A 21,045-nucleotide genomic window follows, 5' to 3' on the forward strand; every position below is an offset into this window, starting at 1 on the left:
ATGCGCTTCTGCCCCTAAGCAACAGTAAAGGGGGGAGAAAAGAGTATATTTTTTGGCTCAAAGCGCATTTTTATGCTCTGCTGCCCCCTACAGTCCGCATGGGAATAATCAAGATGAGGTACAAATATGACTTTATCCCCAGAAAAAACAGCAGGCAGTGAGTAACGACCCGCCAAAGGAATAGCGCTTTTTTTCGCTTCTGGAAAAATCTCCGAGAGCTGCTGCCACCCTCTTCTTCCCAAAGCCTTCAGCAACATTCCCTTCACAGACGGGTTCGCATCAACAAAGACGTGAAACCTGTTATCCCAGAGGAATTCGCCTTCCTCCAGCGTACAATCTTCTATATTCCGGTTTTCCCGAACAACAAACAGTCTGTCATTTGTGACCGAAAGATAACAGCCGCCAAGTGAAGCTCTATCTTTCTGTCTGCCCAGAAGATCCTGTACCAGTTTTTGAATTTGTGCTGTTCGGGGAGAATAACTTCCTCCCCCCACGGTCAGAAGCCCCCGCACAAGAGCGCGGCAGAACAGCTCTTCATCAATTACCGCCGAGTCGCTCAGATCAACAGAAAGATAACCTTCCGGATGCAGAACGACATGCTGGTCAATAAAGTGGTCGGTCCTGCTTTGTAAATTCCGTCTGATTCGTCCCAGACTCCGTACAATACGGGTCAGAGTCTCTGGCCTGATTCCCTGCTGCTCAAGAAACGGCATCGCGCGACGCAGACGATTACGTGCATAGTCATCCTTGTAGTTGCTTGCTTCTTCGATCCAGCCCCACCCCCGGTCTTTTAACGTTGCAACCAATCTCGCTTTCGACGCAGATAACAAAGGCCTTATCAACATGACATCTGCTTCCCGACGCAGCAGGGACATGCCAGCCAAACCATCAGGACCACTGTGTTTTTGCAATCGAAGAAGCAGGGTTTCCAGCTGATCATCTTGATGATGCGCCAGGGCAAGAAAACGGATTTCCTTTTCATGACACCAGCGGCTCAACATTTCATAGCGGGCTTTTCGCGCCTGCACCTGCAAACTGCCGCGCCCGGCCACCTTGTTTGTCCATGGCAAAATATCGTGGGAGATTCCCTCATCAGACAGCCGTGCCTGCACCCAGGCAGCTTCAGCAGAGGATTCGCTGCGTAACTGATGATCAACCGTTACCGTGAAAACAGCTTTATCCCGAACCTTTGCCCAACGGGACAAAAGAAGGGTCAAGGCCATGCTGTCGCTGCCCCCTGAAACGGCTATTCCCAAGCGATTACCCATCGCCATCAAGGGAATACGTGTCATCAGGGCAGCAAACTCGGAATCAGAAACAGCGGACGTCAAATCAAAAGCATCACGCACAGCTCACTCGCAATCAACAGGGCAGGCCCGACAGGTTTTACTGGCAGTTCAGGCGCTGCATTTCCTGGGTAGCACGTTGTTTGATGATAGAGGATGCACTGGGATAGCGGTTAAGCAACTCACCAAATGTTCCACAGGCGTCTGAGGCACTGCCAAGAAATCCAAGGGAAAGCCCCAGTTTAAGCAGATTATCCGGTGCTTTGGAACTGTTGGGATAGCGCTGGAAAGAGTCAGCGAAAGTAACTGCAGCCTGCTGATAATCCCCACGCACATAATAGGTTTCTCCCAACCAGTACGTTGCGTTCCCGGCGAGAGTATCTTCGGGGTTGCGCTCAACAAAGGTGGAAAACGCCTGTTCGGCCTCATCATACCGAGCCTGGCGCAACAAACCAAAAGCGAAGTCATACTGCTCTTTGGGCGTATCACCTGGAAGATTATACCCACCGACTTCGTCGGTACGCAGGCCTCCCTGGATCAGACTTTGTGGTGAAGGACTGTCGACGGGTGTCGTTGGTGCTGTCGCGACCTGCTGCTGGTTCTCAAGGCTGTCTGCGCTGATAGACCCCAGAACACCCGGCTGATTTGAAGCAGGAGGCTGTGCTGACGAACTGCCAAGCTGTCCACCAGACGAAAGCGGTTGCTGGGACAACCCCTGATTTCCATTTTCAAGATTTTGTAATCTGAGGTCTGTATCTGCAATCAGCCTGTCCATGCGCTGACTCAGCTGGTCGATCCGGTAATTCACCTCTTCAAAGCGCCCCGTCAGATTGCGCATTTCGGTCTCCAACTGGGACAGGCGCAATTCAAGGCGCGCTGTTCCGGCACCCCCGGCATCGCCACTGGAAACAGCAGCCAGATCAGCGGCAGATGGTTCCTTGCCCTGGTAAACATGCTGCTGAAGTGTCTGGAGTTCACGTTGCAAACGATCGATCTTGTTTACCAGTCCCTGTGTCTGGGAGCTCTGTGACCAGGCAGCCGGCTGCCACGCCAGCAACACAACCGCAGCCGTCATGGCAAAACAAAATCTTTTCAAATTCGTGTTCATCACAGACACCTTCATCTTGAATCTTCAAATTAAAGTATTTCACCAGCCTTGTATCGCACCATCTTGGTAAGAATGTGGCACCACAAAGCGAAAAAAAATCCCGTCTGGCATCACCAGACGGGATTTTTATAGGCCAGTATTTACGCTTAGTTTACAGCGAAAACTGCGCGACGGTTCTGGGCCCAAGCTTCTTCGGTAGAACCGAGAACAGCTGGACGCTCTTTACCGAAGCTTACAACCTGCAGGCGGCTTGGGTTTACACCCAGAGCAACCAGATAATCACGTACGGAGTTTGCACGGCGTTCGCCAAGTGCAAGGTTGTACTCACGTGTACCGCGCTCATCGGCGTGACCTTCAAGGGTCAGCGTTACCGCAGGATAGCTGTTCAGCCATACTGCGAGAGCTTCGGTTGTTTTCTGGCTGTCAGCAGACAGATCGCTCTGGTCATAGCCGAAGAACACACGGTCCCCAACGTTAACCAGAAGGTGTTCCAGAGTGCCTGGCTGAGGACCCTGAATTGTAGATGAGCTCACAGAGGAAGACTGGTCAGTGGACGCAGCCGTCCCATCGTTTGACCCCCCTGCATTTTCATCTGATTTGCTGGCGCAAGCACTTAGAAACAATGCGGCGGCGAACATGGTGAGCAACTTAAAGCGCATAGTGTTTTGCCCTCTCGAGTAATACCCGGATACTTAATTGTTGAGGTGATCATGCCCGAAAGCGGAAGATCACCGGAGAAACTCAAAAACCCCCTAGTCGCACCGTCTAGATCTGTTAGCACACGACTCCATTCGGTGAGCGCCACGACTATATCGGCATCGACTGAGATTATCAAGCAACAGATGATGACATAAATGCAACTAATGCATTATTACCACATCCTGTTGCATTACTGCAACAGAGGCGACCACGCCGGGTCAACTCCATCCAGAACAGTCACAACTTCCCGCTCGTTATAACCGGAAAGATCAATGGTATAGAGCTTGCTTTTAACCTGACCGCGGCTATCAGACTTACCCTGCTTGAAGTAGGAGATGACTCGACCATTTGGCGACCAGGTCGGCCCCTCCAGATGGTACCCTTCAGCCAGCATCCGCTCTCCTGATCCATCTGCCTTCATCACACCAATGAAAAATTTTCCACCAGAGATACGTGTAAAGGCGATCAAATCTCCTCGGGGAGACCAGACAGGAGTAGCATAACGGCCCTTGTTAAAAGAGATCCGGTTCACGTTCCCGCCGTTGGCATCCATCACATAAAGCTGCTGACTGCCGCCACGATCCGAATTGAAGACAACCTTTCTGCCATCCGGAGAGTAGGAAGGAGAAGTATCAATTGCCGGGTGGTTGGTCAGGCGCGTAAATTTCCGGGTCCGAAGATCCATTGTATAGATCTCGGTGTTTCCTTTGTCAGCAAGGCTCATAATCACGGAATTTCCATCCGGGGCAAACCGTGGAGCAAAACTCATCCCCTTGAAGTTGCCCAACACCTCTTCTCTACCGGACTGGATATCAAGCAGCATCACCTTCGGTACATTCCCTTCAAAAGAGAGATAGGTTACTTCCTGTGATGTTGGTGAGAAACGCGGTGTGAAGACATCAAATCGGCCACTGGTCAGGAAAATATGGTTAAACCCATCCTGGTCCATGATCGCAAGACGACGCTGACGGCGATTCTGCGGACCAGTCTCGGAAACATAGACGATTCGAGTCGTGAAGTATCCGCTTTCCCCGGTAAGCCGGGTATAGATCGCATCAGAGATCTGATGGGCAACCTTACGCCAATTCGTGCGTGTCGTCGTATAACGGTAACCCGTCATCATATTCTCAGCATAAACATCCCAGAGCCGGAATTCGACCTGGACCTTCCCGTCACCCAGAACCTGGGTTGTTCCGGTCACAAGCGCCTGGGCATTGATCAGGCGCCAGTCACCAAAACGAACCCCTACTCTCAGGGAGTTCGCATCCTGAATAAAGGCCTTGCTGTCAATCGGACGGAACAGACCGGTTCGCTCCAGATTCGCGGAAATAACCCCGGCAATATCTCGCCCGATCAGTTGATCTTCTGGTTGCCCGCCCTGAAAATCAGACACCGCCACAGGAAGAGGCTGCACAAAGCCCTGAGAAATATTCACGTTGATCTCGGCCTGAGCAGGAACACTGGCAACAATCATCCCCAGCGTTGCTCCGGCAGCTAGAACCAGATTACGTATATTCATTAATAAATTCACCGTTATTTCTCCTGTTCACTGCCCAAACATGGATGAAGGATCGAATCGCAGACGTACTGTTTCCCAGTCGGTATACAAGTCAGGCTTGAGTTCCGCATAGGGAGAACAGCTGATAATGGCCCTGCGAGCTTCTTCAGCTGCAACTCTAAAGTATGCGTCTCGATTGAAACGCGTCTGATCTTCAATTGTAACATTTTGCACACTGCCATCTCTACGCAATGAAATGCTGATGTCGACAATCATATCTTCTGCCTGCAAGCGGCCTGCATCGACACGCCAGCACTGACGCATCCGCTGTTGAAAATACATCTGCATATCATTGATCTGGCTGGCAGAAGCCCGACGGGTGTTCGAAGTTGGCTGAGCTGTTGATGTAGAAGAGCTTGTCGTTGGCGGCGTCTCTTTCGGCGCCGATTTGAGCTTTTCTACATTTTTCAAGATCGAAGACAAAGCATCCGTCTTGGGCTTAGGCTCTTCTTTCTTTGGTTCCGGCTTTGGCTCAGGCTTCTTCGCAACTTCCGGAGCCTTTTTGGGCTCTGGTTTAGGTTCCGGCTTCGGCTCTTTCGGCTTAGGCGGTTCCGGTTTTTTCAGCTTCTCGGGAATCACCTCAGGCTTCGGCGGCTGCACGATTTCAGGCTCTGGCGCCTCAACCTTCAAGGGCTTCGGCTCGGGCTTTGGTTCCGGTTTAGGTTCCGGCTTCGGCTCAGGCTTTGGTTCGGGTTTAGGCTCGGGCTTCGGCTCAGGCTTTTTGGGCTCGGGTTTAGGGGCCGGTTTTGGTTGCGGTTTTTCTTCCGGCTCCGGCATCGCTTCCAGATCACCCAGCATAACCAACTCAACCGGGACAATTTCCTCGGCCATAAAAGGTTTCTTGAACCGCGGCAATCCAAAGATCACAAACAGCAAGATAACCAGATGAATAAAGAAGGAAAGAGCAACGCTCGAACGCATGATATCAGCGGCTTCCCGTCTATTTTTCGTTCTGAGGCAACTCGGCAATCAATGCGACTTTACTAAAGCCTGCACTGTTCACCAGCCCCATCACCTGCATGACACGCCCATAGTCAATCGCCTTGTCACCGCGAACATAAATACGGGTATCAGGTTTGTTTTCCGTCACAGCCTGAAGACGCGGGACCAGCTGATCTTCCTCGACCAGGGCCTCCTGAATGAAAAGTTCTCCATTCGCATTTACGGAAATCACCAAGGGTTCTTCCGACTCACTCAACGATTGAGCCTGGGTTTTAGGCAGATCCACCGGGACACCAACTGTTAACAACGGTGCCGCGACCATAAAAACAATCAAGAGAACCAGCATTACATCCACAAAAGGAGTCACGTTAATGTCACTCATTGGACGTCGACCGGATCGGTTCCAGCGACGTCCGCCCTTGCTACTGCTGCCACTGAGACTAGGAGCCCCCATCTCAATGTTCCTCTAGCTGACGCGACAGAATCGCGCTGAATTCACCCGAGAAGGCCTCAAGCCGCGCACCATAGCGACCAATATCGCTGGAAAGCTTGTTATAGGCCAACACAGCAGGAATCGCAGCAACCAGCCCCAGCGCTGTCGCGAACAGGGCTTCAGCAATCCCGGGAGCCACAACAGCCAAGCTGGTATTCTTCGAGGCTGCGATGGATGTAAAGGCGTTCATGATTCCCCAAACGGTTCCGAAGAGCCCGATGAAAGGAGCAGAGGATCCTACAGAGGCAAGGAAAACCATCCCGCGCTCCAGCAGATCCATTTCCCGGTTAAGACTGATATCCATAACCCGGTCAATACGTTGTTGCAGACTCACCCGCGCCTGATCCGTACGGCTTCCGTTGCCACGGCTGCTGGCCCGGCGCCACTCTCGCATTGCCGAAATAAATATCGTCGACACGGGATCTGAAGGGCGCTTTTCAATTCTGTCATACAGGTCGTCAAGCGAGCCACCTGACCAGAAAGCGTCTTCAAACTGATCAGCCCGTTTTCGAAGTTTTCGTAACTTCAAAATCTTGTCGAACATGATGGCCCAGGACCAGATCGACGCCATGATCAGCAGGAAAATAACGATCTTGACGATGATATCAGCCTGCAGGAATAGCCCCCAAACACTCAGGTCATGCACAGCAGCACCCCCAAGAGCAATGGCGTCTACGGCTTCCCCTCCAAGAGCAACACTCTCAACTGTCTCAACAACTTCATTTGCCATCTTATCTGACAGCTCCTTCTAGAACCCTAAAATAGATGTAAAAGCCTGACGAACTTCGGCCGGAATCCGAGCCGGCCCTCCCCTTTCGTCAACACAGGCGATACGAATATCACATCTGGCGATTTCCGCATCTCCAAACATGATCACCTGCTCAAAAGAAAGGCTTGCTCCCCTTATCACAGTGATTCGGGAACGGACTACCAGCAGATCATCAAGGCGCGCAGGCCGGGCGAATGTAACAAAGCAGTCCTTTACGGCAAAAAAAAGGCCGAAACGCTTGCTCAATTCAGTTTGCTCAAGGCCAACAAGACGCAATATTTCTGTCCTTGCCCGCTCGGCAAACTTTAAGTAATTGGCGTGATAGACAATTTTGGCATTATCAGTGTCTTCGTAATACACCCTGACCGGAAAATGGTGGATACCCTTTTCGATAAGCCCTGACGGGGGAAGATCACAGATTTGTTTCACACTCATGTCTCTTCATCCGGATTGGCAGAGGACTCTGATAACAGATCCATCTGGACGGTCCGGCGCAAAGATACATCCCGAGGTTCGGACAGCCCCAGATAGCGGTACCCAGACGAAGTCAGCATGCGCCCCCGGGGGGTACGCTGTAACAGCCCCTGCTGAATCAGATAAGGTTCGATGACGTCCTCGATCACATCCCGCTGCTCTGACAAAGCTGCTGCAAGCGTTTCTGCCCCGACAGGTCCGCCGCCATAGTTATCGGCAATAATCCGCAGGTATTTACGATCCATGGCATCCAGACCCGCCTCGTCAACGTCAAGCCGCTTCAGGGCGACATCGGCATCCCGCGCCTCGATCAGCTCAACCCCTGCGACAGAAGAAAAATCCCGGACACGGCGCAACAGGCGACCGGAAACCCGCGGCGTTCCCCGGGAACGGCGGGCGATTTCCAATGCGCCTTCATCTGTCATTGGCATTTCAAGAATACGGGCGCCTCGCGCAACAATCTGCTGAAGTTCCTCAGGTTCATAGAACTGAAGCCGCAGGGGAATCCCGAAGCGCTCTCTCAGGGGCGTGGAAATCAACCCCGAGCGGGTCGTTGCCCCGATCAGGGTAAAGGGCGGCAGATCAATCTGTACAGATCTTGCCGCTGGCCCTTCGCCGATAATCAGATCAAGCTTAAAATCCTCCATCGCCGGATAAAGAATTTCCTCGACAATAGGGGAGAGGCGGTGAATCTCATCAATAAAAAGCACATCATAGGGCTGCAGGTTGGTCAAAATTGCAGCCAGATCCCCTGCCTTGGCAATAACGGGTCCCGACGTCGCCCGAAAGCCAACGCCCAACTCTCGTGCCACCACCTGAGACAGAGTCGTTTTACCAAGTCCGGGCGGACCAAAAAACAGAACATGGTCAAGAGCATCACCGCGCTGTTTGGCAGCCTCGATAAAAATATGCAGGTTCTCGCGCAGCTGCCGCTGACCGATAAATTCGGCAAGGCTCAACGGCCTCAAAGATTTTTCGGCTCCGTCACCTTCAGAAAATTCGGCAGAGATCAATCGCTCTTCACTCATTTCATCAACTCCGCCAATCCACCTTTAATCAGAACTTCAAGGTCAGCATCCACTCCCTTGTCACTTGCCACCTTGGCAACGGCACTATAGGCCTCAGATCTTCGATAGCCCAGGTTAACCAAAGCCGAAACGGCATCTTCAGATACAGTAAGGTTGCTCTGCCCGGAAAGTGGCATGCCCGCCTTGCCCTCCCCCGAGATTTCATCAGCACTGACCGTCGCTCCCAAAGAGAGATTACCAATCTTGTCTTTCAGTTCGGTGATGATACGCACAGCCAGCTTGGGACCGACCCCGTTCGCCCGGGTAAGGGTCGTCTTGTCTTGCGCCGCGATAGCCAGAGAGAGTTCTTGCGGAGAGATTGCCGAAAGCAGAGACAAGGCCATTTTGGCGCCAACGCCCTGAACCGTACTCAAGGTGCGATACCAGTCCTTTTCAGCCTGGCTGGAAAAACCGAACAGGTGGAAATGATCTTCGCGCACATGGGTCTCGATAAGAAGACTGGCGATTTCACCAGCAGGTGGCAAAGCAGAAAGGGTTCGGCTTGAACAAAAAGCTATATAGCCCACCCCTCCGACATCAAGCATCACCCAGTCATCACCGCTGGAATCAACTTTGCCGGTCAACTTGCCAATCATCTAAACTTCTTCCCCCTGCCCTTGGCTACAGCCGTGTAGGGCGAAATCTCGTTATGTTTCTTGGCCTCATCCTGCTTGGCCAAGGCTGCAGCAATAGGATCACTAACGCCCGCAGCCCACTTTCGCCCGGTTGAGACATTATGCGCATGACAAATCGCAACAGCCAAGGCATCCGCTGCATCTGATGATGTGATTTTGCACCCCGGCATAAGACGCTCAACCATCATGGCAACCTGATCCTTGGTTGCGTGGCCGGTTCCCACCACTGATTTTTTGACAATCATCGGCAGGTATTCTCCGACCGACAGTCCGGCCAGCGCCGGTGTAATCAGCGCAATTCCCCGCGCCATTCCGAGTTTCAGGGTCGAACTGGGATTCTTGTTTGCAAGGGTGATTTCAACGGCAGCCTCATCAGGCTGATAATCCCCGAGAACAGCACGTATGCCGTCGTGAATTTCAACCAGGCGATTGGGGAGTTCATTGGTTGAAAGGGTTTTGATCACCCCGTTTGCCACATGGTGCAAACGGTTGCCTTCAGACTCAATAATGCCCCACCCGGTAAAACGAAGGCCGGGATCCAGTCCAATGATCCTCATAGTTCCCGGTCCGGCCTCCTCTATGATCTAGCCAGCTGTCAGCTTGGCCATAATCTCGTCATCAATTTCAAAATTGGCACTGACGTTCTGGACATCGTCGCTCTCATCCAGCACATCAATCAATTTGAGCATGGTCGATGCCTGGTCTTCCGTCAGGCTGACTGTATTCTGTGGTCTCCACTGCAACCCCAGCTCACTCGGGGCGCCGAAACGTTCGTTCAAGGCATCGCGCACAGTGGCAAAGTCATCAGGATCACAGATGATGTCATGCTGCTCTTCCAGAGTTTCCACATTATCTGCCCCAGCTTCAGCCGCAGCCTCGAACATACTGTCGGCATCAGCAGTCTCAAGCGGATAAGTGATCACACCGACGCGGTCGAACATGAAAGAAACACTTCCGGTCTCGGCCAGTGCACCACCCAGCTTTGAGAAAGCGGCCCGCACCTCTGAAGCTGTGCGGTTGCGGTTATCGGTTGAGGCTTCAACGATCACCGCAACACCACCTGGACCATAGCCCTCATAGCGCACATCTTCATAGTTGGCGACTTCTTCACCACCAGCCACGCGTTTGATCGCCCGATCGATGTTGTCTTTGGGCATGTTGGCAACACGCGCAGACATAATAGCATTACGCAAAGCCGAATTCTGCTCGGGATCAGGAAGGCCAGAACGGGCAGCAACCATGATCTCACGGGTATGACGGGCAAAAATCTTTGCCCGCTTTTTATCCTGCGCACCTTTGCGGTGCATGATGTTTTTAAATTGTGAATGTCCTGCCATGAGCAGACTTCCTAAATTCTTGTCTAGTGAAACGGAAATTTTAAAGCCTTCTATCAGGATTTCCCCGACAGAAGAAGCCCCAATCACTGGTTTTTTTCTATCTCACCGCAGATTGCACCGGCTCAGTAAACCGGCAATTAACTAAAGTTTAAGCTAAAGATAATAACGTGATATACTCTACTGCGTTGCCTCCAACAGGAACGACACGACATTATGGCAGAAGAATTCCATATCCTTGATTTCTCACAAGACAACCAGATTGATGCCAAGGAGTTTTCCCGTAGAGCCGAGATTGCTGCCTCTTTGACCGAGGATTTTGCGATGGACGCAGGTATGGACGCCTTAAACACTCTGCTGCTCGTAGCAAAGAATGTACAACGCTCCACCGCTGGCGACCAGAACCTCCTGCAACAGGGCCGCGCAATCGCGGCAGACACTCTGGGCCAGGCCTCCCTAATGATCGAAGAGGTTGAACGCTTTAAAAACCTCTCTGCAGAGCTGTCCCGCCACAGCTAGCCCCGTATTCAAACCCCGAAAAGCCCCTACCGAGATTGCTTGACTGTATTCACGCGACTTCTGGCATACTCTGCGACAAACGCCCTCCGATACGAACAGGTTCAACCCGAAGCGCCAGTCCGGTTTTATCGTCAGTTTCCACAAAAAGAGCACAGAGAGTCGCTTCCCCCGTTGCAGGGCTCATACGCTCCGTTGGCAATTTTCGGGTAAAGCGCATAATCGGCACTTCTTTCTTCATGCCGATTACGGAATCGAAATCGCCGGTCATGCCGACATCACTCTGGTAAGCTGTGCCACCTGGTAGGATCGTATGATCAGCTGTCGGGACATGTGTGTGGGTTCCGACGACAAGACTGACCTTGCCATCAAGAAAATGTCCCATAGCCATTTTTTCACTGGTGGCTTCACCGTGAAAGTCAACGATGACGGCGGAAAGCCCCGTTCCCAGCCGATAGCGTTCAAGAATCTTGGCAATAACAGCAAAGGGATCATCCATCGGATCCATAAACACCCGACCCATGGCATTGATGACCATCACCTTGCGACCACCTGGCGCCTCATAGAGCGCAGCTCCCCGGCCCGGAGCCCCTTCAGGAAAGTTCACAGGACGCAACAAACGAGCTTCGTTATTGATAAAACTCAAGGATTCCCGCTGATCCCAACTGTGGTTCCCTCCCGAGACCACATCTGCACCGGATTCAATAAACTGTTTGCAGATCTTTTCGGTAATTCCGAAACCAGAGGCCGCGTTTTCGCCATTAACCACAACAAAGTCCAGTTTCAGATCACGACGCAATCCCGGCAAATATTTGGCTATGGCATCGCGCCCGGAACGTCCGACCACATCTCCGCAAAACAACAGTCTCATTACTTTTCCTTCAGACATCGGGGCCAAATTCGACAGGTCAAAGTTAAAGACAAGGACGCAGCCGCTGTTAAATCCAGCAGCAGGTATAAGGTTTATCCTGACTCAGTCCAAGAATAATCTGGGAAAACATCTCAACGGGCGACCTGGGGTTAATCCCCATCTCCCCTCTATTCAGGCTCGGTGTTTCGGGCAATCTGGAAGGCTTCGCGCTCGGTGACGATCCAGTCCAGTGGCTGGTCATAAGGTCCCCGAATGACAGTGTCCACTTCCTGAGCGGCATAGGCGATCCCGATTGCCGTGACCTTTTTAAATTTCCTGAGCTTTTCCAGTGTCCGGTCATAAAACCCCCCACCATAACCCAGGCGATAACCCGCCCTATCGAAGGCCAGAAGAGGCACAAAAAGCACATCCGGGTTAAGTTCTTCCTTGCCTTGAGCAGGTTCTCTTGTCCCGAATCCCGCCTCGACCAGTTCATCTCCGGGCGCCCAACTACGGAAGATCAAAGGTTTCCCCTCCCCCAGCATGACAGGAAGCACAGGGCGAAAACCGCGTTCATACAAAGCATGTAACAAGGGAAGGGGATCCAGCTCATCCCCAAGCGGCCAATAAGCCGTGACAACAGCCCCGGCAGGCAAATCGACCGCCTCGAAAAGACGATCACGAAGGAGCGTTGCCGCATCCGGCACGGAAGCGAATGCCTGTGCGCGTTGCTTCTTGGCCTCTTTGCGGAGAGCCTTTTTTTGCTGATCAATGATGAGTTCATCTGACATGAATATCGCCCCCTTCCGGTGCTGGCATAACAGTCCAGCCCTCAATGTTACATCAATAACCCGAAAGGAAGTTTAAGTGGTGCCACAGTAACCGTTAGTTCCAAGTCCTCTTGTGGCCTGCAATGCAGGTGGGCGCCATATACCAAGACCACGATCCCAGCAGGGACAGCTCCCGTAAGAAGATTTAGGCCCCAGGGAAATTACGAACCTCACGCGTTCCGCAGCACCAGAACGTTCTTCTACTGGCTTTCCAGCCGGGCAGCAATATCTTCCAGACGATCGGCACAACTTTCCAGCGCGGCAGCGACTTGCTCTGCCTCCACTTCGCCATTTGCCGAACTCTTTTGTCCGCCAACAGTCTTGCCATCATCGATCTGGATATAGGCTTCGTGCAGTTCGTCAGCAAGCAGCAAGCCTGCCATAAGAAGCAGGTGCGCTTCACTGACTTGCCCCATTGACCCTCTGAGTTCTTCGATCTTCTGATTGATATACTTGGATAATCCGAGAAGATGATCCTCTTGGCCATCCTGACAGCTGATCGAATATTTTCGACCGTTCACATTAAGAGTAACCTGAGCCATCCTATTTCTCCAGTGCCGCTGCGAGCTGACCGATCACTGTGTCCAGGCGATCACCGACTTCTTGTTTTAATTTAGTGAGCTCAGCATTTTCATCCCGGCTCTGTTTCAGCTGCGTTTCCATTACCCCGTACGATTTAGCGGAGTCGCGTAATCGTGCTTCCAAACGCGTATCAAGCGTCTCAATTGCATTTGTGAGCCGATCAACAGCTTTCAATAGTCTGGTCATATTAAAATTGGCCATTCACTGGTAAATTTTCCGGTCTAATCTCTCCGGTGTGATTTTTCCGGCAGTATCAATAACTAACAGAGTATGTCGAGGCACCCGTAGCGGTCAACTGTCCCTACCTGAATGCGATCTCTGCCGGGTTTTCATACAGGCAAAAGGGGGAGCGTGACAACAATTCCCGATAACCCTGTTGACCTCCGGCATCCAAAGGGGCATTTTGCCGCCGGTACTGGGCCCTGCCCTGTAGATGGGCAGGATAAACTGAACCCACTTGGGGACCTATAATATGACTGCACTGCGCTTTCCCGTTTCTGCTGCGGACGCCGCGCCAGGTAGTAACCACAGCGAAATGGCAAATGCCATTCGTGCTCTTTCTATGGATGCCGTTCAGCGCGCGAATTCGGGCCATCCAGGAATGCCAATGGGCATGGCTGATGTTGCTACTGTTCTTTTTAGCCGTTTTCTAAAATTTGATCCTTTGCGCCCCGACTGGGCAAACCGCGACCGCTTCGTGCTGTCTGCCGGACATGGATCAATGCTGATCTATTCCTTGCTTCATCTCACCGGTTATCCGGATATGACAATGGAGCAGCTGAAGAATTTCCGCCAGCTGGACAGCATTACTGCCGGGCACCCCGAATACGGCCACGCACCGGGTATCGAGACCACAACCGGACCACTGGGACAGGGCATTGCCACAGCTGTTGGAATGGCTCTGGGTGAGCGTCTGATGAACGCCCGCTATGGCGACAACATCGTTGATCACCACACCTATGCCATTGCTGGTGACGGCTGTCTTATGGAAGGTATCAGTCATGAAGCAATTTCTCTTGCTGGACATCTGAAGCTCAGCAAGCTGATTGTACTTTTTGATGATAACGGCATCACGATTGACGGTTCGACCGATCTTTCCGTTTCCGACAACCAGCTGATGCGTTTTCAAGCCTGTGGCTGGGATGCCGTCGCTGTCGACGGACACGATCCAGAAGCCATTGCCCAGGCCATCGAAGCTGCCCGCAACAGCGACAAGCCTTCACTGATTGCCTGCAAGACCGTTATCGGTTTTGGTGCGCCAACCAAAGCCGGCACGTCCAAAACCCACGGCGCACCTCTCGGCGATGAAGAAATTGCAGGTACACGCGCCAAAATCGGCTGGCCGCATGCACCTTTTGAAATTCCGGACAACATCCTGAATGCCTGGCGTTCAGCCGGGAAACGCGGTGCTGAATTTGCGTCTGCCTGGGATGAAAATCTTGCCGCTCTTCCGGCAGAAAAACGCACACAGTTTGAACAGCAGATCTCTGGCAAGTTGCCTGAAGGCTGGAAAGAATCCATCCAGGCCTATAAACAGAAAGTAGCTGCCGAAGTTCCAAAACTGGCGACCCGTCAATCTTCACAGAATGCTCTGGATGTTTTGACAGCCGCTATTCCACAGATGATTGGTGGCTCAGCGGATCTGACTGGATCAAACAACACCAAATCCGGAAGCCAGGGACCGGTAACTGCCAGTAATTTCGAAGGCAGTTACGTTTATTACGGTGTTCGCGAACACGGCATGGCCGCAGCCATGAACGGTCTGGCTCTATACGGTGGTTTTATCCCTTACGGTGGAACCTTCCTGGTCTTCACTGACTATTGCCGCCCCTCCATTCGCCTTTCTGCCCTGATGAAACAGCGGGTCATCTATGTCATGACCCATGATTCCATTGGCCTTGGCGAAGACGGCCCGACCCATCAACCTGTCGAGCACCTCGCCTCCCTACGCGCGATTCCAAATCTCAATGTCTTCCGCCCTGCAGATGCCATTGAGACAGCCGAATGTTGGGAATTGGCTCTGGAAGCAGAAGATACACCATCCGTAATTGCCCTGACCCGTCAGGGACTTCCTGCCCAGCGCAAGGATATCTCGGTCAACTATTCCGGATATGGTGGCTACATCCTCAACCCATCAGTTCTGGATCGACAGGTGACTCTGCTTGCTTCAGGTTCCGAAGTCGAAATTGCCATTCAGGGCCAAAAGCTTCTTGAAGCAATGGGAATCGGAACAGCTGTTGTTTCCATGCCTTGCTGGGAAATCTTCAAACAGCAACCCCAGCATTATCGAGACGAGGTTCTCTCCCCCGGCACACTGACCGTTGCGGTTGAAGCCGCGCTGTCCTTTGGCTGGCATGAGTGGATCGGCCAGCATGGCGCATTTGTCGGCATGGAAGATTTTGGTGCTTCGGCACCGATTGACCAGTTGTACAAGAAGTTCAAGATCACACCTGAAGCCATTGTCGAAGCTGTGAAGGCACGTCTTTGAGCCCAAATCCTGTGTGCCCCGGGGGAAAATTCTCCCGGGACACCACCAGGCTATATATACTCGGGAAGCTATTCCCAGAAATATGCAAGGTAACAAACCATGACTGAAACACTTGCAGACATTGCACAGGCACTCGTTGTTGACGGCAAAGGGATCCTTGCCGCCGACGAAAGCACTGGCACAATCAAAAAACGATTTGATTCCATTTCAACAGAATCAACGGACAGTTCGCGCCGGGATTACAGGGAACTCCTGTTTAGGGCACCCGGTATCGAGAGATACATTAGCGGTGTTATCCTTTATGACGAGACCCTGCGCCAGACTGCAGCCGACGGCACACCTCTTGCCAAAGTTCTCCAGGATCAGAACATCATTCCAGGTATCAAGGTAGACCTCGGGGCAAAAACCCTGGCAGGTCACCCGGGCGAAACCATTACAGAAGGCCTCGACGGCCTCCGGGATCGTCTGAACGAATACGCCGGTCTTGGTGCCAAGTTCACCAAATGGCGCGGCGTGTATCACATCACGGATGAATCACCCAGTTTTGCGGCCATTCACGCCAATGCCCATGCCCTTGCACGCTACGCTGCTCTGGCACAGGAAGCCGGGATGGTGCCGATTGTAGAACCAGAAATTCTGATGGATGGTGAACACGATATCAATGTTTGTCAGGCCGTCAGCGAAGAAGTGTTGCGATCGGTTTTTGCCGAACTGGCAAATCAGGAAGTCGAGCTGGAAGGTATTCTTCTGAAGCCCAATATGGTTATTGCTGGTCAGGATTGCCCTGAACAGAATTCCGTAGATGACGTTGCGGAACGGACACTTGATACGCTCAAGCGTTGCGTTCCGGCTGCCGTACCCGGAATTGTGTTCCTTTCCGGCGGCCAAAGTGATGAGCTCGCAACAGCCCATCTCAATGCCATGAACAAACTGGGACGAAATCTCCCCTGGAAACTCAGTTTTTCCTATGGACGCGCTCTGCAGGCTGCTCCGCTCCTGGCCTGGGGCGGGAAAAGCGAGAATGCCACAGCCATGCAGGCCGCTTTTATCAAACGTGCCGAGGATAACAGCAAGGCCGCGACAGGAACTTACGCCTAGGCAGAACAGAATAAGACGCTCCTTCCCTACGGTTGGAGCGTTTTTACCAAGGGCTTAAGCCCAACAGACGACAGACAATAAAAAACTTTAAATCAGAGTAGTGAAAATAGGTTCCACATCATGACAGTAAAAGTTGGAATCAATGGTTTTGGTCGCATTGGTCGCCTTACGCTCCGCGGAGCAATCGAGACCAATCGCGACGATATCGAAATCGTTGCTATCAATGCATCCGGTGCACCCTCTATGCACGCCCATATGCTTAAATTCGATTCAGTGCACGGTACCCTTAACGCTGATGTTGATGCCGATGAGGAAAACCTCATCGTCAATGGTCGCAAGATCCGCATGCTTCACGATCGTGACCCGGCCAAGCTTCCCTGGAGCAAATACGGCGTGGATATCGTTTTGGAATGCACAGGCGCTTTCAACAATGTTGAAGGCTCCTCCCTGCACCTGATCGGCGGTGCAAAAAAGGTTCTGGTCTCTGCTCCTTGCAAAAAGGGTTGTGATCTGACCGTCGTCTACGGGGTCAACCACAAGAAATTGCAGGCAGATCACAAGATTGTCTCCAATGCCTCCTGCACCACCAACTGCCTGGCACCAGTCGTCGATGTACTGCAAAACACCATTGGCATCAAAAATGGTTTCATGACCACGACTCATGCCTACACTGGTGACCAGACCACGGTGGATTCCAAACACAAGGATCTGCGCCGGGCCCGTGCCGCCGCCGTGTCCATGATCCCGACATCGACAGGGGCTGCCCGTGCCATTGGCGAAGTCCTCCCTGTGCTTGAAGGCAAGCTGGAAGGAAACGCCATCCGCGTCCCAACCGCAAACGTCAGCTGTATCGATCTGACTTTTACAGCCGAACGGGATACGACAGTCGAGGAAATCAACAACGCCATGATCGATGCCTCCAAAGGCTATCTTAAAGGTGTTCTGGGCATCAACTCTCTGCCGCTGGTTTCCTGTGATTTCAATCACAACCCCTCTTCCTCTGTCTTTGATACAACCCAGACCCAGATTATCGGCGGCAACTTCGTTCGTGTTCTGGCCTGGTATGACAATGAATGGGGCTTTAGTCTGCGCATGCTAGATACTGCCGTCGCTATGGGTGAAAACCTGTAAAGCCTCGCGTTATCGCATAACAAAAAGCAGAAAGCGGAGTACTTCATTGTACTCCGCTTTCTGCTTTGACCAACTTGCCTCTTCACATCTTGAGATCAGGACTGTTAGGATTGAATACCCTGCCTCATCCTTCTCAAACGAACGGTCCAACCCATGTATGACCTGAATCACTGGTTGATCTTTCTTGCCGCCGCAACTGCGCTAAATCTGTCCCCCGGACCTGATTCGATCTATATCCTTTCCAATACCATTGCCCACGGCAAACGCATCGGCTTTGCCGCCACCAGCGGAATCGCTTCCGGTGCCATGGTTCACATACTTGCTGCCGCCTTTGGTCTTTCAGCTGTTCTTGCCACTTCAGCCCTCGCCTTTACCCTGGTTAAGTGGGTCGGGGCTGCTTATCTGTGCTATCTCGGTATCCAGATGCTTCTGTCGCGATCAAACAGTCTGGAGCTTGGCAATCAAACTCCGTCCAAAACCATGACGCCTCTCTCAGCTTATCGCCAGGGCATTATGGTAAACATTCTGAACCCGAAAGTAGCCATATTTTTTACGGCCTTTCTGCCCCAGTTTATCGACATTGAATTTGGATACGTAACCTTTCAGTTCCTGCTGCTTGGCCTGATTGTCAATCTGCTCGGCGTGGCCATAGAGCTTTGTTATGTGCTGGGTGCTGACAAGATGACTCTCGCATTGCGACGTCACCCCCGGGTTGGTGTCTGGCTGGACCGCCTGCTTGGCAGCATTCTGGTTGCCCTCGGAATTCGTCTGGGCCTGCAAGACCGCACATAACGTTCGGGGCATCTTGTGGACCTATTCCAAACCCGTTTATGAGCTATGCTCACTTGGCGATTGTCAGTTCCAATACCCTCAGGTATGAAAAACTATGAATTCAGAACTCTACCTTCTTACACCGCCAGAACTGCTGACTGGCGAGCTTGCTTTTGAAAGCTTCCTCCCCTCCTTCAATGAAGCCCTGGGCGGCGGGAAGATTTCCTGCATTCTCCTCAGCGGCACGGCTTCATCACCTGACCTGCTTGAGGATATCGCAACACGCCTCTGCCCTTTGGCACAGCAGCGTGATATCGCTTTTTTGCTGGAAGATGATTACGAGACAGCATTACGTCTGGGTTGTGACGGTGTGCACCTGAATTCCACCGCAGCCTACAAAAAAGCCCGACAACATTTGGGAAGCGAAAGCATTGTCGGTGTCGACTGTGGTGTTTCACGCCACGACGCCCTCCTTGCTGGAGAGGCCGGGGCCGATTATATCGCCTTCAACAACAGGCGCCCCTTGCCCGAGATCGATGACCCTGAAGTTCGCGAGTTTGAAGAAAACGGTCCTCGAGGACTCGATCTTCTCACCTGGTGGCAGACGATGATGACCCCACCCTGTATATCTCTGGATGATGTCTCTCTTGATCTGGCGCGGGACCATGCTGAAGCCGGAGCCGATTTTGTCGCAGTCCAGGGAGCAGTCTGGAACCATCCAGCGGGACCAGCCAAAGCGATTGCCGAACTCAACGAGGCGATTGCCTGAACGGCGCAGAACTGATAGCTTCCGCACCGAAACAATGAATACCTGTGTTATTTGACAACTAAAGACGGGCACTAATCATGAAAATTAACGGGAACGCCATTCGCCCCGGCAATATTATTGAACACAAAGGCCGCTTGTGGCGTGCAATGAAAACCCAGCACACCCAGCCAGGCAAAGGCGGCGCATATCTACAAGTTGAATTGAAAGATATCCGCGACGGAACCAAACTCAACGAACGCTTCCGCGCCAGTGAAGATGTTGACCGGGTTCGCCTTGACCAGATGGAATACCAGTTCCTCTTCGCTGATGGCGAGATGCTCAACTTCATGAACAACGAAACCTACGAACAGATCGCCCTGCATAGTGATCTTGTTGGTGAGCCCGTCGCCTTTCTTCAGGACGGTATGACCGTCACTATCGAACTCTACGAAGAAGAGCCGATCTCTGTGGTTCTGCCTGACTCTGTCGTGTGCGAAATTGTTGAAGCGGATGCCGTTGTCAAAGGACAGACCGCGTCTTCTTCCTTCAAGCCGGCTATTCTCGACAATGGCGTGCGCATCCTTGTACCTCCACACATTGCTTCTGGTACCCGTGTTGTCGTCAACACGGCTGATGCCAGCTATGTGGAACGCGCCAAAGACTAACGCCGATAACGGAGGATAGTCAGCAGCTGTCCTCCGCCCTAACTAACGGAAAGTAATTTCGATGGCATATCGCTCACCACGCATTACCGTTATGGCCAAAGCCGCCGAGAAGGCTGCCCGGAGCCTGAAACGCGACTTCGGCGAAGTGGAAAATCTGCAGGTATCGAAAAAAGGTCCCGCTGATTTCGTTTCTGCCGCGGATCTGAAAGCTGAAAAAATCCTGAAGGATGAACTGAAAAGAGCTCGTCCTGAATTCGGCTTCCTCACAGAAGAAGCCGGGATCGAAAAAGGCAGCAGTCCTGATGAGCGCTGGATCATTGATCCTCTTGATGGCACCACCAACTTTCTGCATGGATTACCACATTTTGCGATCTCGATCGCTCTGGAGGTTCGCGGGGAAATTGTTGCCGGCGTAATTTATGATCCGATCAAGGACGAAATGTTTACCGCTGAAAAGGGTAACGGTGCCTACCTCAATGACCGCAGAATTCGGGTCTCTGCCCGGGTTGCCCTGGAAACTACAGTGGTCGCGACGGGAACACCTTATCTTGGTCGCGGAGACCGGGGACCTTTCCTTCGGGAAGTGAATGCTGTTATGGCCCAGACTGCCGGTATTCGCCGCTGGGGCGCCGCTGCTCTGGACCTGGCCTATGTTGCCTGTGGTCGCTATGACGCCTTCTGGGAACGCGATCTCTCTTCCTGGGATGTCGCCGCAGGCATACTGATGGTGAAAGAAGCAGGGGGAACAGTCAGCGAAGTTGAAGGTCGTCCAATAAAACTGGAAAGCCCGAGCATCCTGTGCGCCAATATAGATCTTCACCCCAAGATGCTGAAACTATTCAAAGAATCAGGAAAATACTGATCTGATTTCAATATTTGGTGACCGAACAAAGAGCCTGCACAATGCGGGCTCTTTGTTCTTTCTGCCTTGCCTATTGTCGTAGCCCTGTATCAGCATTAAGCTATGTACCCAGATTCACTAGAGAATCATCCTGGGGGAT

23 protein-coding genes, 1 other RNA gene and 1 pseudogene are annotated in these 21,045 nt (G+C 52.2%); 8 read left to right on the top strand and 17 right to left on the bottom strand.

Annotated features, from left to right (window positions below; genetic code table 11):
* Positions 1-14: 14 nt before the first annotated feature.
* The 12 genes and pseudogenes from tilS to O4H49_RS08495 form a co-directional block, all read right to left on the bottom strand.
* The gene (tilS, locus tag O4H49_RS08440) at positions 15-1,349 is read right to left on the bottom strand and encodes a tRNA lysidine(34) synthetase TilS (protein ID WP_269422986.1); all 1,335 of its coding nucleotides are present in this window, start codon (positions 1,347-1,349) and stop codon (positions 15-17) included.
* Between the two features lie 37 nt (positions 1,350-1,386).
* The gene (ybgF, locus tag O4H49_RS08445) at positions 1,387-2,394 is read right to left on the bottom strand and encodes a tol-pal system protein YbgF (RefSeq protein ID WP_269422987.1); all 1,008 of its coding nucleotides are present in this window, start codon (positions 2,392-2,394) and stop codon (positions 1,387-1,389) included.
* Positions 2,395-2,540: 146 nt separating this feature from the next.
* Positions 2,541-3,053 (bottom strand): peptidoglycan-associated lipoprotein Pal, encoded by a 513-nt coding sequence (gene pal / locus O4H49_RS08450; protein WP_020594395.1) that lies wholly within the window; start codon positions 3,051-3,053, stop codon positions 2,541-2,543.
* A gap of 230 nt (positions 3,054-3,283) precedes the next feature.
* Positions 3,284-4,612, bottom strand: a complete 1,329-nt coding sequence (gene tolB / locus O4H49_RS08455; protein WP_269422988.1) for a Tol-Pal system beta propeller repeat protein TolB — start codon at positions 4,610-4,612, stop codon at positions 3,284-3,286.
* 27 nt (positions 4,613-4,639) lie between these two features.
* Positions 4,640-5,572, bottom strand: a complete 933-nt coding sequence (locus tag O4H49_RS08460; protein ID WP_269422989.1) for an energy transducer TonB — start codon at positions 5,570-5,572, stop codon at positions 4,640-4,642.
* Positions 5,573-5,591: 19 nt separating this feature from the next.
* Positions 5,592-6,047, bottom strand: coding sequence for a protein TolR (gene tolR, locus O4H49_RS08465; protein ID WP_269422990.1), 456 nt, complete (start codon positions 6,045-6,047; stop codon positions 5,592-5,594).
* Position 6,048: 1 nt separating this feature from the next.
* A complete protein-coding gene (gene tolQ, locus O4H49_RS08470; RefSeq protein WP_020594399.1) occupies positions 6,049-6,816 on the bottom strand; it encodes a protein TolQ in 768 nt (255 codons plus the stop codon).
* Positions 6,817-6,834: 18 nt separating this feature from the next.
* Positions 6,835-7,290: a tol-pal system-associated acyl-CoA thioesterase gene (ybgC, locus tag O4H49_RS08475; protein ID WP_269422991.1), complete on the bottom strand. Its 456-nt coding sequence runs from the start codon at positions 7,288-7,290 to the stop codon at positions 6,835-6,837.
* Positions 7,287-8,357: a Holliday junction branch migration DNA helicase RuvB gene (ruvB, locus tag O4H49_RS08480; RefSeq protein WP_419715215.1), complete on the bottom strand. Its 1,071-nt coding sequence runs from the start codon at positions 8,355-8,357 to the stop codon at positions 7,287-7,289. Before ruvB ends, ybgC begins: the two co-directional genes overlap by 4 nt.
* Positions 8,354-8,992 carry a Holliday junction branch migration protein RuvA gene (gene ruvA / locus O4H49_RS08485; protein ID WP_269422992.1) on the bottom strand — a complete coding sequence of 213 codons (639 nt, stop codon included), beginning with the start codon at positions 8,990-8,992 and terminating at the stop codon, positions 8,354-8,356. The genes ruvB and ruvA overlap by 4 nt, the downstream gene beginning before the upstream one ends.
* 140 nt (positions 8,993-9,132) lie before the next feature.
* Positions 9,133-9,588 (bottom strand): annotated as a pseudogene (ruvC, locus tag O4H49_RS08490) (crossover junction endodeoxyribonuclease RuvC); the annotation flags it as partial.
* Between the two features lie 27 nt (positions 9,589-9,615).
* Positions 9,616-10,368 (bottom strand): YebC/PmpR family DNA-binding transcriptional regulator, encoded by a 753-nt coding sequence (locus tag O4H49_RS08495; RefSeq protein WP_269422993.1) that lies wholly within the window; start codon positions 10,366-10,368, stop codon positions 9,616-9,618.
* Positions 10,369-10,581: 213 nt separating this feature from the next.
* On the opposite strand from O4H49_RS08495, the gene O4H49_RS08500 reads away from it, so the two are divergent.
* Positions 10,582-10,884, top strand: a complete 303-nt coding sequence (locus tag O4H49_RS08500) for a hypothetical protein (RefSeq protein WP_269422994.1) — start codon at positions 10,582-10,584, stop codon at positions 10,882-10,884.
* A gap of 49 nt (positions 10,885-10,933) precedes the next feature.
* Here the strand turns inward: O4H49_RS08500 and O4H49_RS08505 are convergent, their stop codons facing one another.
* The 5 genes from O4H49_RS08505 to O4H49_RS08525 form a co-directional block, all read right to left on the bottom strand.
* The gene (locus O4H49_RS08505) at positions 10,934-11,752 is read right to left on the bottom strand and encodes a TIGR00282 family metallophosphoesterase (RefSeq protein WP_269422995.1); all 819 of its coding nucleotides are present in this window, start codon (positions 11,750-11,752) and stop codon (positions 10,934-10,936) included.
* A 167-nt stretch (positions 11,753-11,919) separates the two neighbouring features.
* Positions 11,920-12,522, bottom strand: coding sequence for a 5-formyltetrahydrofolate cyclo-ligase (locus O4H49_RS08510; RefSeq protein WP_269422996.1), 603 nt, complete (start codon positions 12,520-12,522; stop codon positions 11,920-11,922).
* 75 nt (positions 12,523-12,597) lie between these two features.
* A non-coding RNA gene (ssrS, locus tag O4H49_RS08515) (6S RNA) lies at positions 12,598-12,752 on the bottom strand.
* Positions 12,753-12,761: 9 nt separating this feature from the next.
* Complete coding sequence (locus O4H49_RS08520) at positions 12,762-13,103, bottom strand: cell division protein ZapA (RefSeq protein ID WP_269422997.1); 342 nt, start codon at positions 13,101-13,103, stop codon at positions 12,762-12,764.
* Between the two features lies 1 nt (position 13,104).
* Positions 13,105-13,344: a hypothetical protein gene (locus tag O4H49_RS08525; RefSeq protein ID WP_269422998.1), complete on the bottom strand. Its 240-nt coding sequence runs from the start codon at positions 13,342-13,344 to the stop codon at positions 13,105-13,107.
* A gap of 271 nt (positions 13,345-13,615) precedes the next feature.
* Between O4H49_RS08525 and tkt the strand changes: the two genes are divergently transcribed.
* From tkt to O4H49_RS08560, 7 genes are all read left to right on the top strand, one after another.
* Complete coding sequence (gene tkt / locus O4H49_RS08530) at positions 13,616-15,631, top strand: transketolase (RefSeq protein ID WP_269422999.1); 2,016 nt, start codon at positions 13,616-13,618, stop codon at positions 15,629-15,631.
* A gap of 99 nt (positions 15,632-15,730) precedes the next feature.
* Positions 15,731-16,729 (top strand): class I fructose-bisphosphate aldolase, encoded by a 999-nt coding sequence (locus O4H49_RS08535; protein WP_269423000.1) that lies wholly within the window; start codon positions 15,731-15,733, stop codon positions 16,727-16,729.
* Between the two features lie 120 nt (positions 16,730-16,849).
* A complete protein-coding gene (gene gap, locus O4H49_RS08540; RefSeq protein ID WP_269423001.1) occupies positions 16,850-17,860 on the top strand; it encodes a type I glyceraldehyde-3-phosphate dehydrogenase in 1,011 nt (336 codons plus the stop codon).
* A 153-nt stretch (positions 17,861-18,013) separates the two neighbouring features.
* Positions 18,014-18,652 (top strand): LysE family translocator, encoded by a 639-nt coding sequence (locus O4H49_RS08545; RefSeq protein ID WP_269423002.1) that lies wholly within the window; start codon positions 18,014-18,016, stop codon positions 18,650-18,652.
* Positions 18,653-18,746: 94 nt separating this feature from the next.
* Positions 18,747-19,400: a thiamine phosphate synthase gene (locus O4H49_RS08550; RefSeq protein WP_269423003.1), complete on the top strand. Its 654-nt coding sequence runs from the start codon at positions 18,747-18,749 to the stop codon at positions 19,398-19,400.
* Between the two features lie 77 nt (positions 19,401-19,477).
* Positions 19,478-20,044, top strand: a complete 567-nt coding sequence (gene efp, locus O4H49_RS08555) for an elongation factor P (RefSeq protein ID WP_331283747.1) — start codon at positions 19,478-19,480, stop codon at positions 20,042-20,044.
* Positions 20,045-20,105: 61 nt separating this feature from the next.
* On the top strand, positions 20,106-20,906 hold the full coding sequence (locus tag O4H49_RS08560; protein ID WP_020594417.1) for an inositol monophosphatase family protein: 801 nt from the start codon (positions 20,106-20,108) through the stop codon (positions 20,904-20,906).
* The last annotated feature ends 139 nt before the right edge of the window (positions 20,907-21,045 follow it).

This window comes from Kiloniella laminariae, from assembly GCF_027214005.1.
GTDB lineage: Bacteria > Pseudomonadota > Alphaproteobacteria > Kiloniellales > Kiloniellaceae > Kiloniella > Kiloniella laminariae_A.

Excerpts from the sequence above, each read along its gene's own strand:
- tolQ (WP_020594399.1), bottom strand. The coding sequence starts at position 6,816 with ATGGCAAATGAAGTTGTTGAGACAGTTGAGAGTGTTGCTCTTGGAGGG.
- ybgC (WP_269422991.1), bottom strand. The coding sequence starts at position 7,290 with ATGAGTGTGAAACAAATCTGTGATCTTCCCCCGTCAGGGCTTATCGAA.
- O4H49_RS08560 (WP_020594417.1), top strand. The coding sequence starts at position 20,106 with ATGGCATATCGCTCACCACGCATTACCGTTATGGCCAAAGCCGCCGAG.
- O4H49_RS08460 (WP_269422989.1), bottom strand. The coding sequence starts at position 5,572 with ATGCGTTCGAGCGTTGCTCTTTCCTTCTTTATTCATCTGGTTATCTTG.
- efp (WP_331283747.1), top strand. The coding sequence starts at position 19,478 with ATGAAAATTAACGGGAACGCCATTCGCCCCGGCAATATTATTGAACAC.
- O4H49_RS08550 (WP_269423003.1), top strand. The coding sequence starts at position 18,747 with ATGAATTCAGAACTCTACCTTCTTACACCGCCAGAACTGCTGACTGGC.
- gap (WP_269423001.1), top strand. The coding sequence starts at position 16,850 with ATGACAGTAAAAGTTGGAATCAATGGTTTTGGTCGCATTGGTCGCCTT.
- tkt (WP_269422999.1), top strand. The coding sequence starts at position 13,616 with ATGACTGCACTGCGCTTTCCCGTTTCTGCTGCGGACGCCGCGCCAGGT.
- O4H49_RS08520 (WP_269422997.1), bottom strand. The coding sequence starts at position 13,103 with ATGGCTCAGGTTACTCTTAATGTGAACGGTCGAAAATATTCGATCAGC.
- O4H49_RS08510 (WP_269422996.1), bottom strand. The coding sequence starts at position 12,522 with ATGTCAGATGAACTCATCATTGATCAGCAAAAAAAGGCTCTCCGCAAA.
- tolR (WP_269422990.1), bottom strand. The coding sequence starts at position 6,047 with ATGGGGGCTCCTAGTCTCAGTGGCAGCAGTAGCAAGGGCGGACGTCGC.
- O4H49_RS08535 (WP_269423000.1), top strand. The coding sequence starts at position 15,731 with ATGACTGAAACACTTGCAGACATTGCACAGGCACTCGTTGTTGACGGC.
- ybgF (WP_269422987.1), bottom strand. The coding sequence starts at position 2,394 with ATGAACACGAATTTGAAAAGATTTTGTTTTGCCATGACGGCTGCGGTT.
- O4H49_RS08505 (WP_269422995.1), bottom strand. The coding sequence starts at position 11,752 with ATGAGACTGTTGTTTTGCGGAGATGTGGTCGGACGTTCCGGGCGCGAT.
- pal (WP_020594395.1), bottom strand. The coding sequence starts at position 3,053 with ATGCGCTTTAAGTTGCTCACCATGTTCGCCGCCGCATTGTTTCTAAGT.
- ruvB (WP_419715215.1), bottom strand. The coding sequence starts at position 8,357 with ATGAGTGAAGAGCGATTGATCTCTGCCGAATTTTCTGAAGGTGACGGA.
- O4H49_RS08495 (WP_269422993.1), bottom strand. The coding sequence starts at position 10,368 with ATGGCAGGACATTCACAATTTAAAAACATCATGCACCGCAAAGGTGCG.
- ruvA (WP_269422992.1), bottom strand. The coding sequence starts at position 8,992 with ATGATTGGCAAGTTGACCGGCAAAGTTGATTCCAGCGGTGATGACTGG.
- tolB (WP_269422988.1), bottom strand. The coding sequence starts at position 4,612 with ATGAATATACGTAATCTGGTTCTAGCTGCCGGAGCAACGCTGGGGATG.
- O4H49_RS08500 (WP_269422994.1), top strand. The coding sequence starts at position 10,582 with ATGGCAGAAGAATTCCATATCCTTGATTTCTCACAAGACAACCAGATT.
- O4H49_RS08525 (WP_269422998.1), bottom strand. The coding sequence starts at position 13,344 with ATGGCCAATTTTAATATGACCAGACTATTGAAAGCTGTTGATCGGCTC.
- O4H49_RS08545 (WP_269423002.1), top strand. The coding sequence starts at position 18,014 with ATGTATGACCTGAATCACTGGTTGATCTTTCTTGCCGCCGCAACTGCG.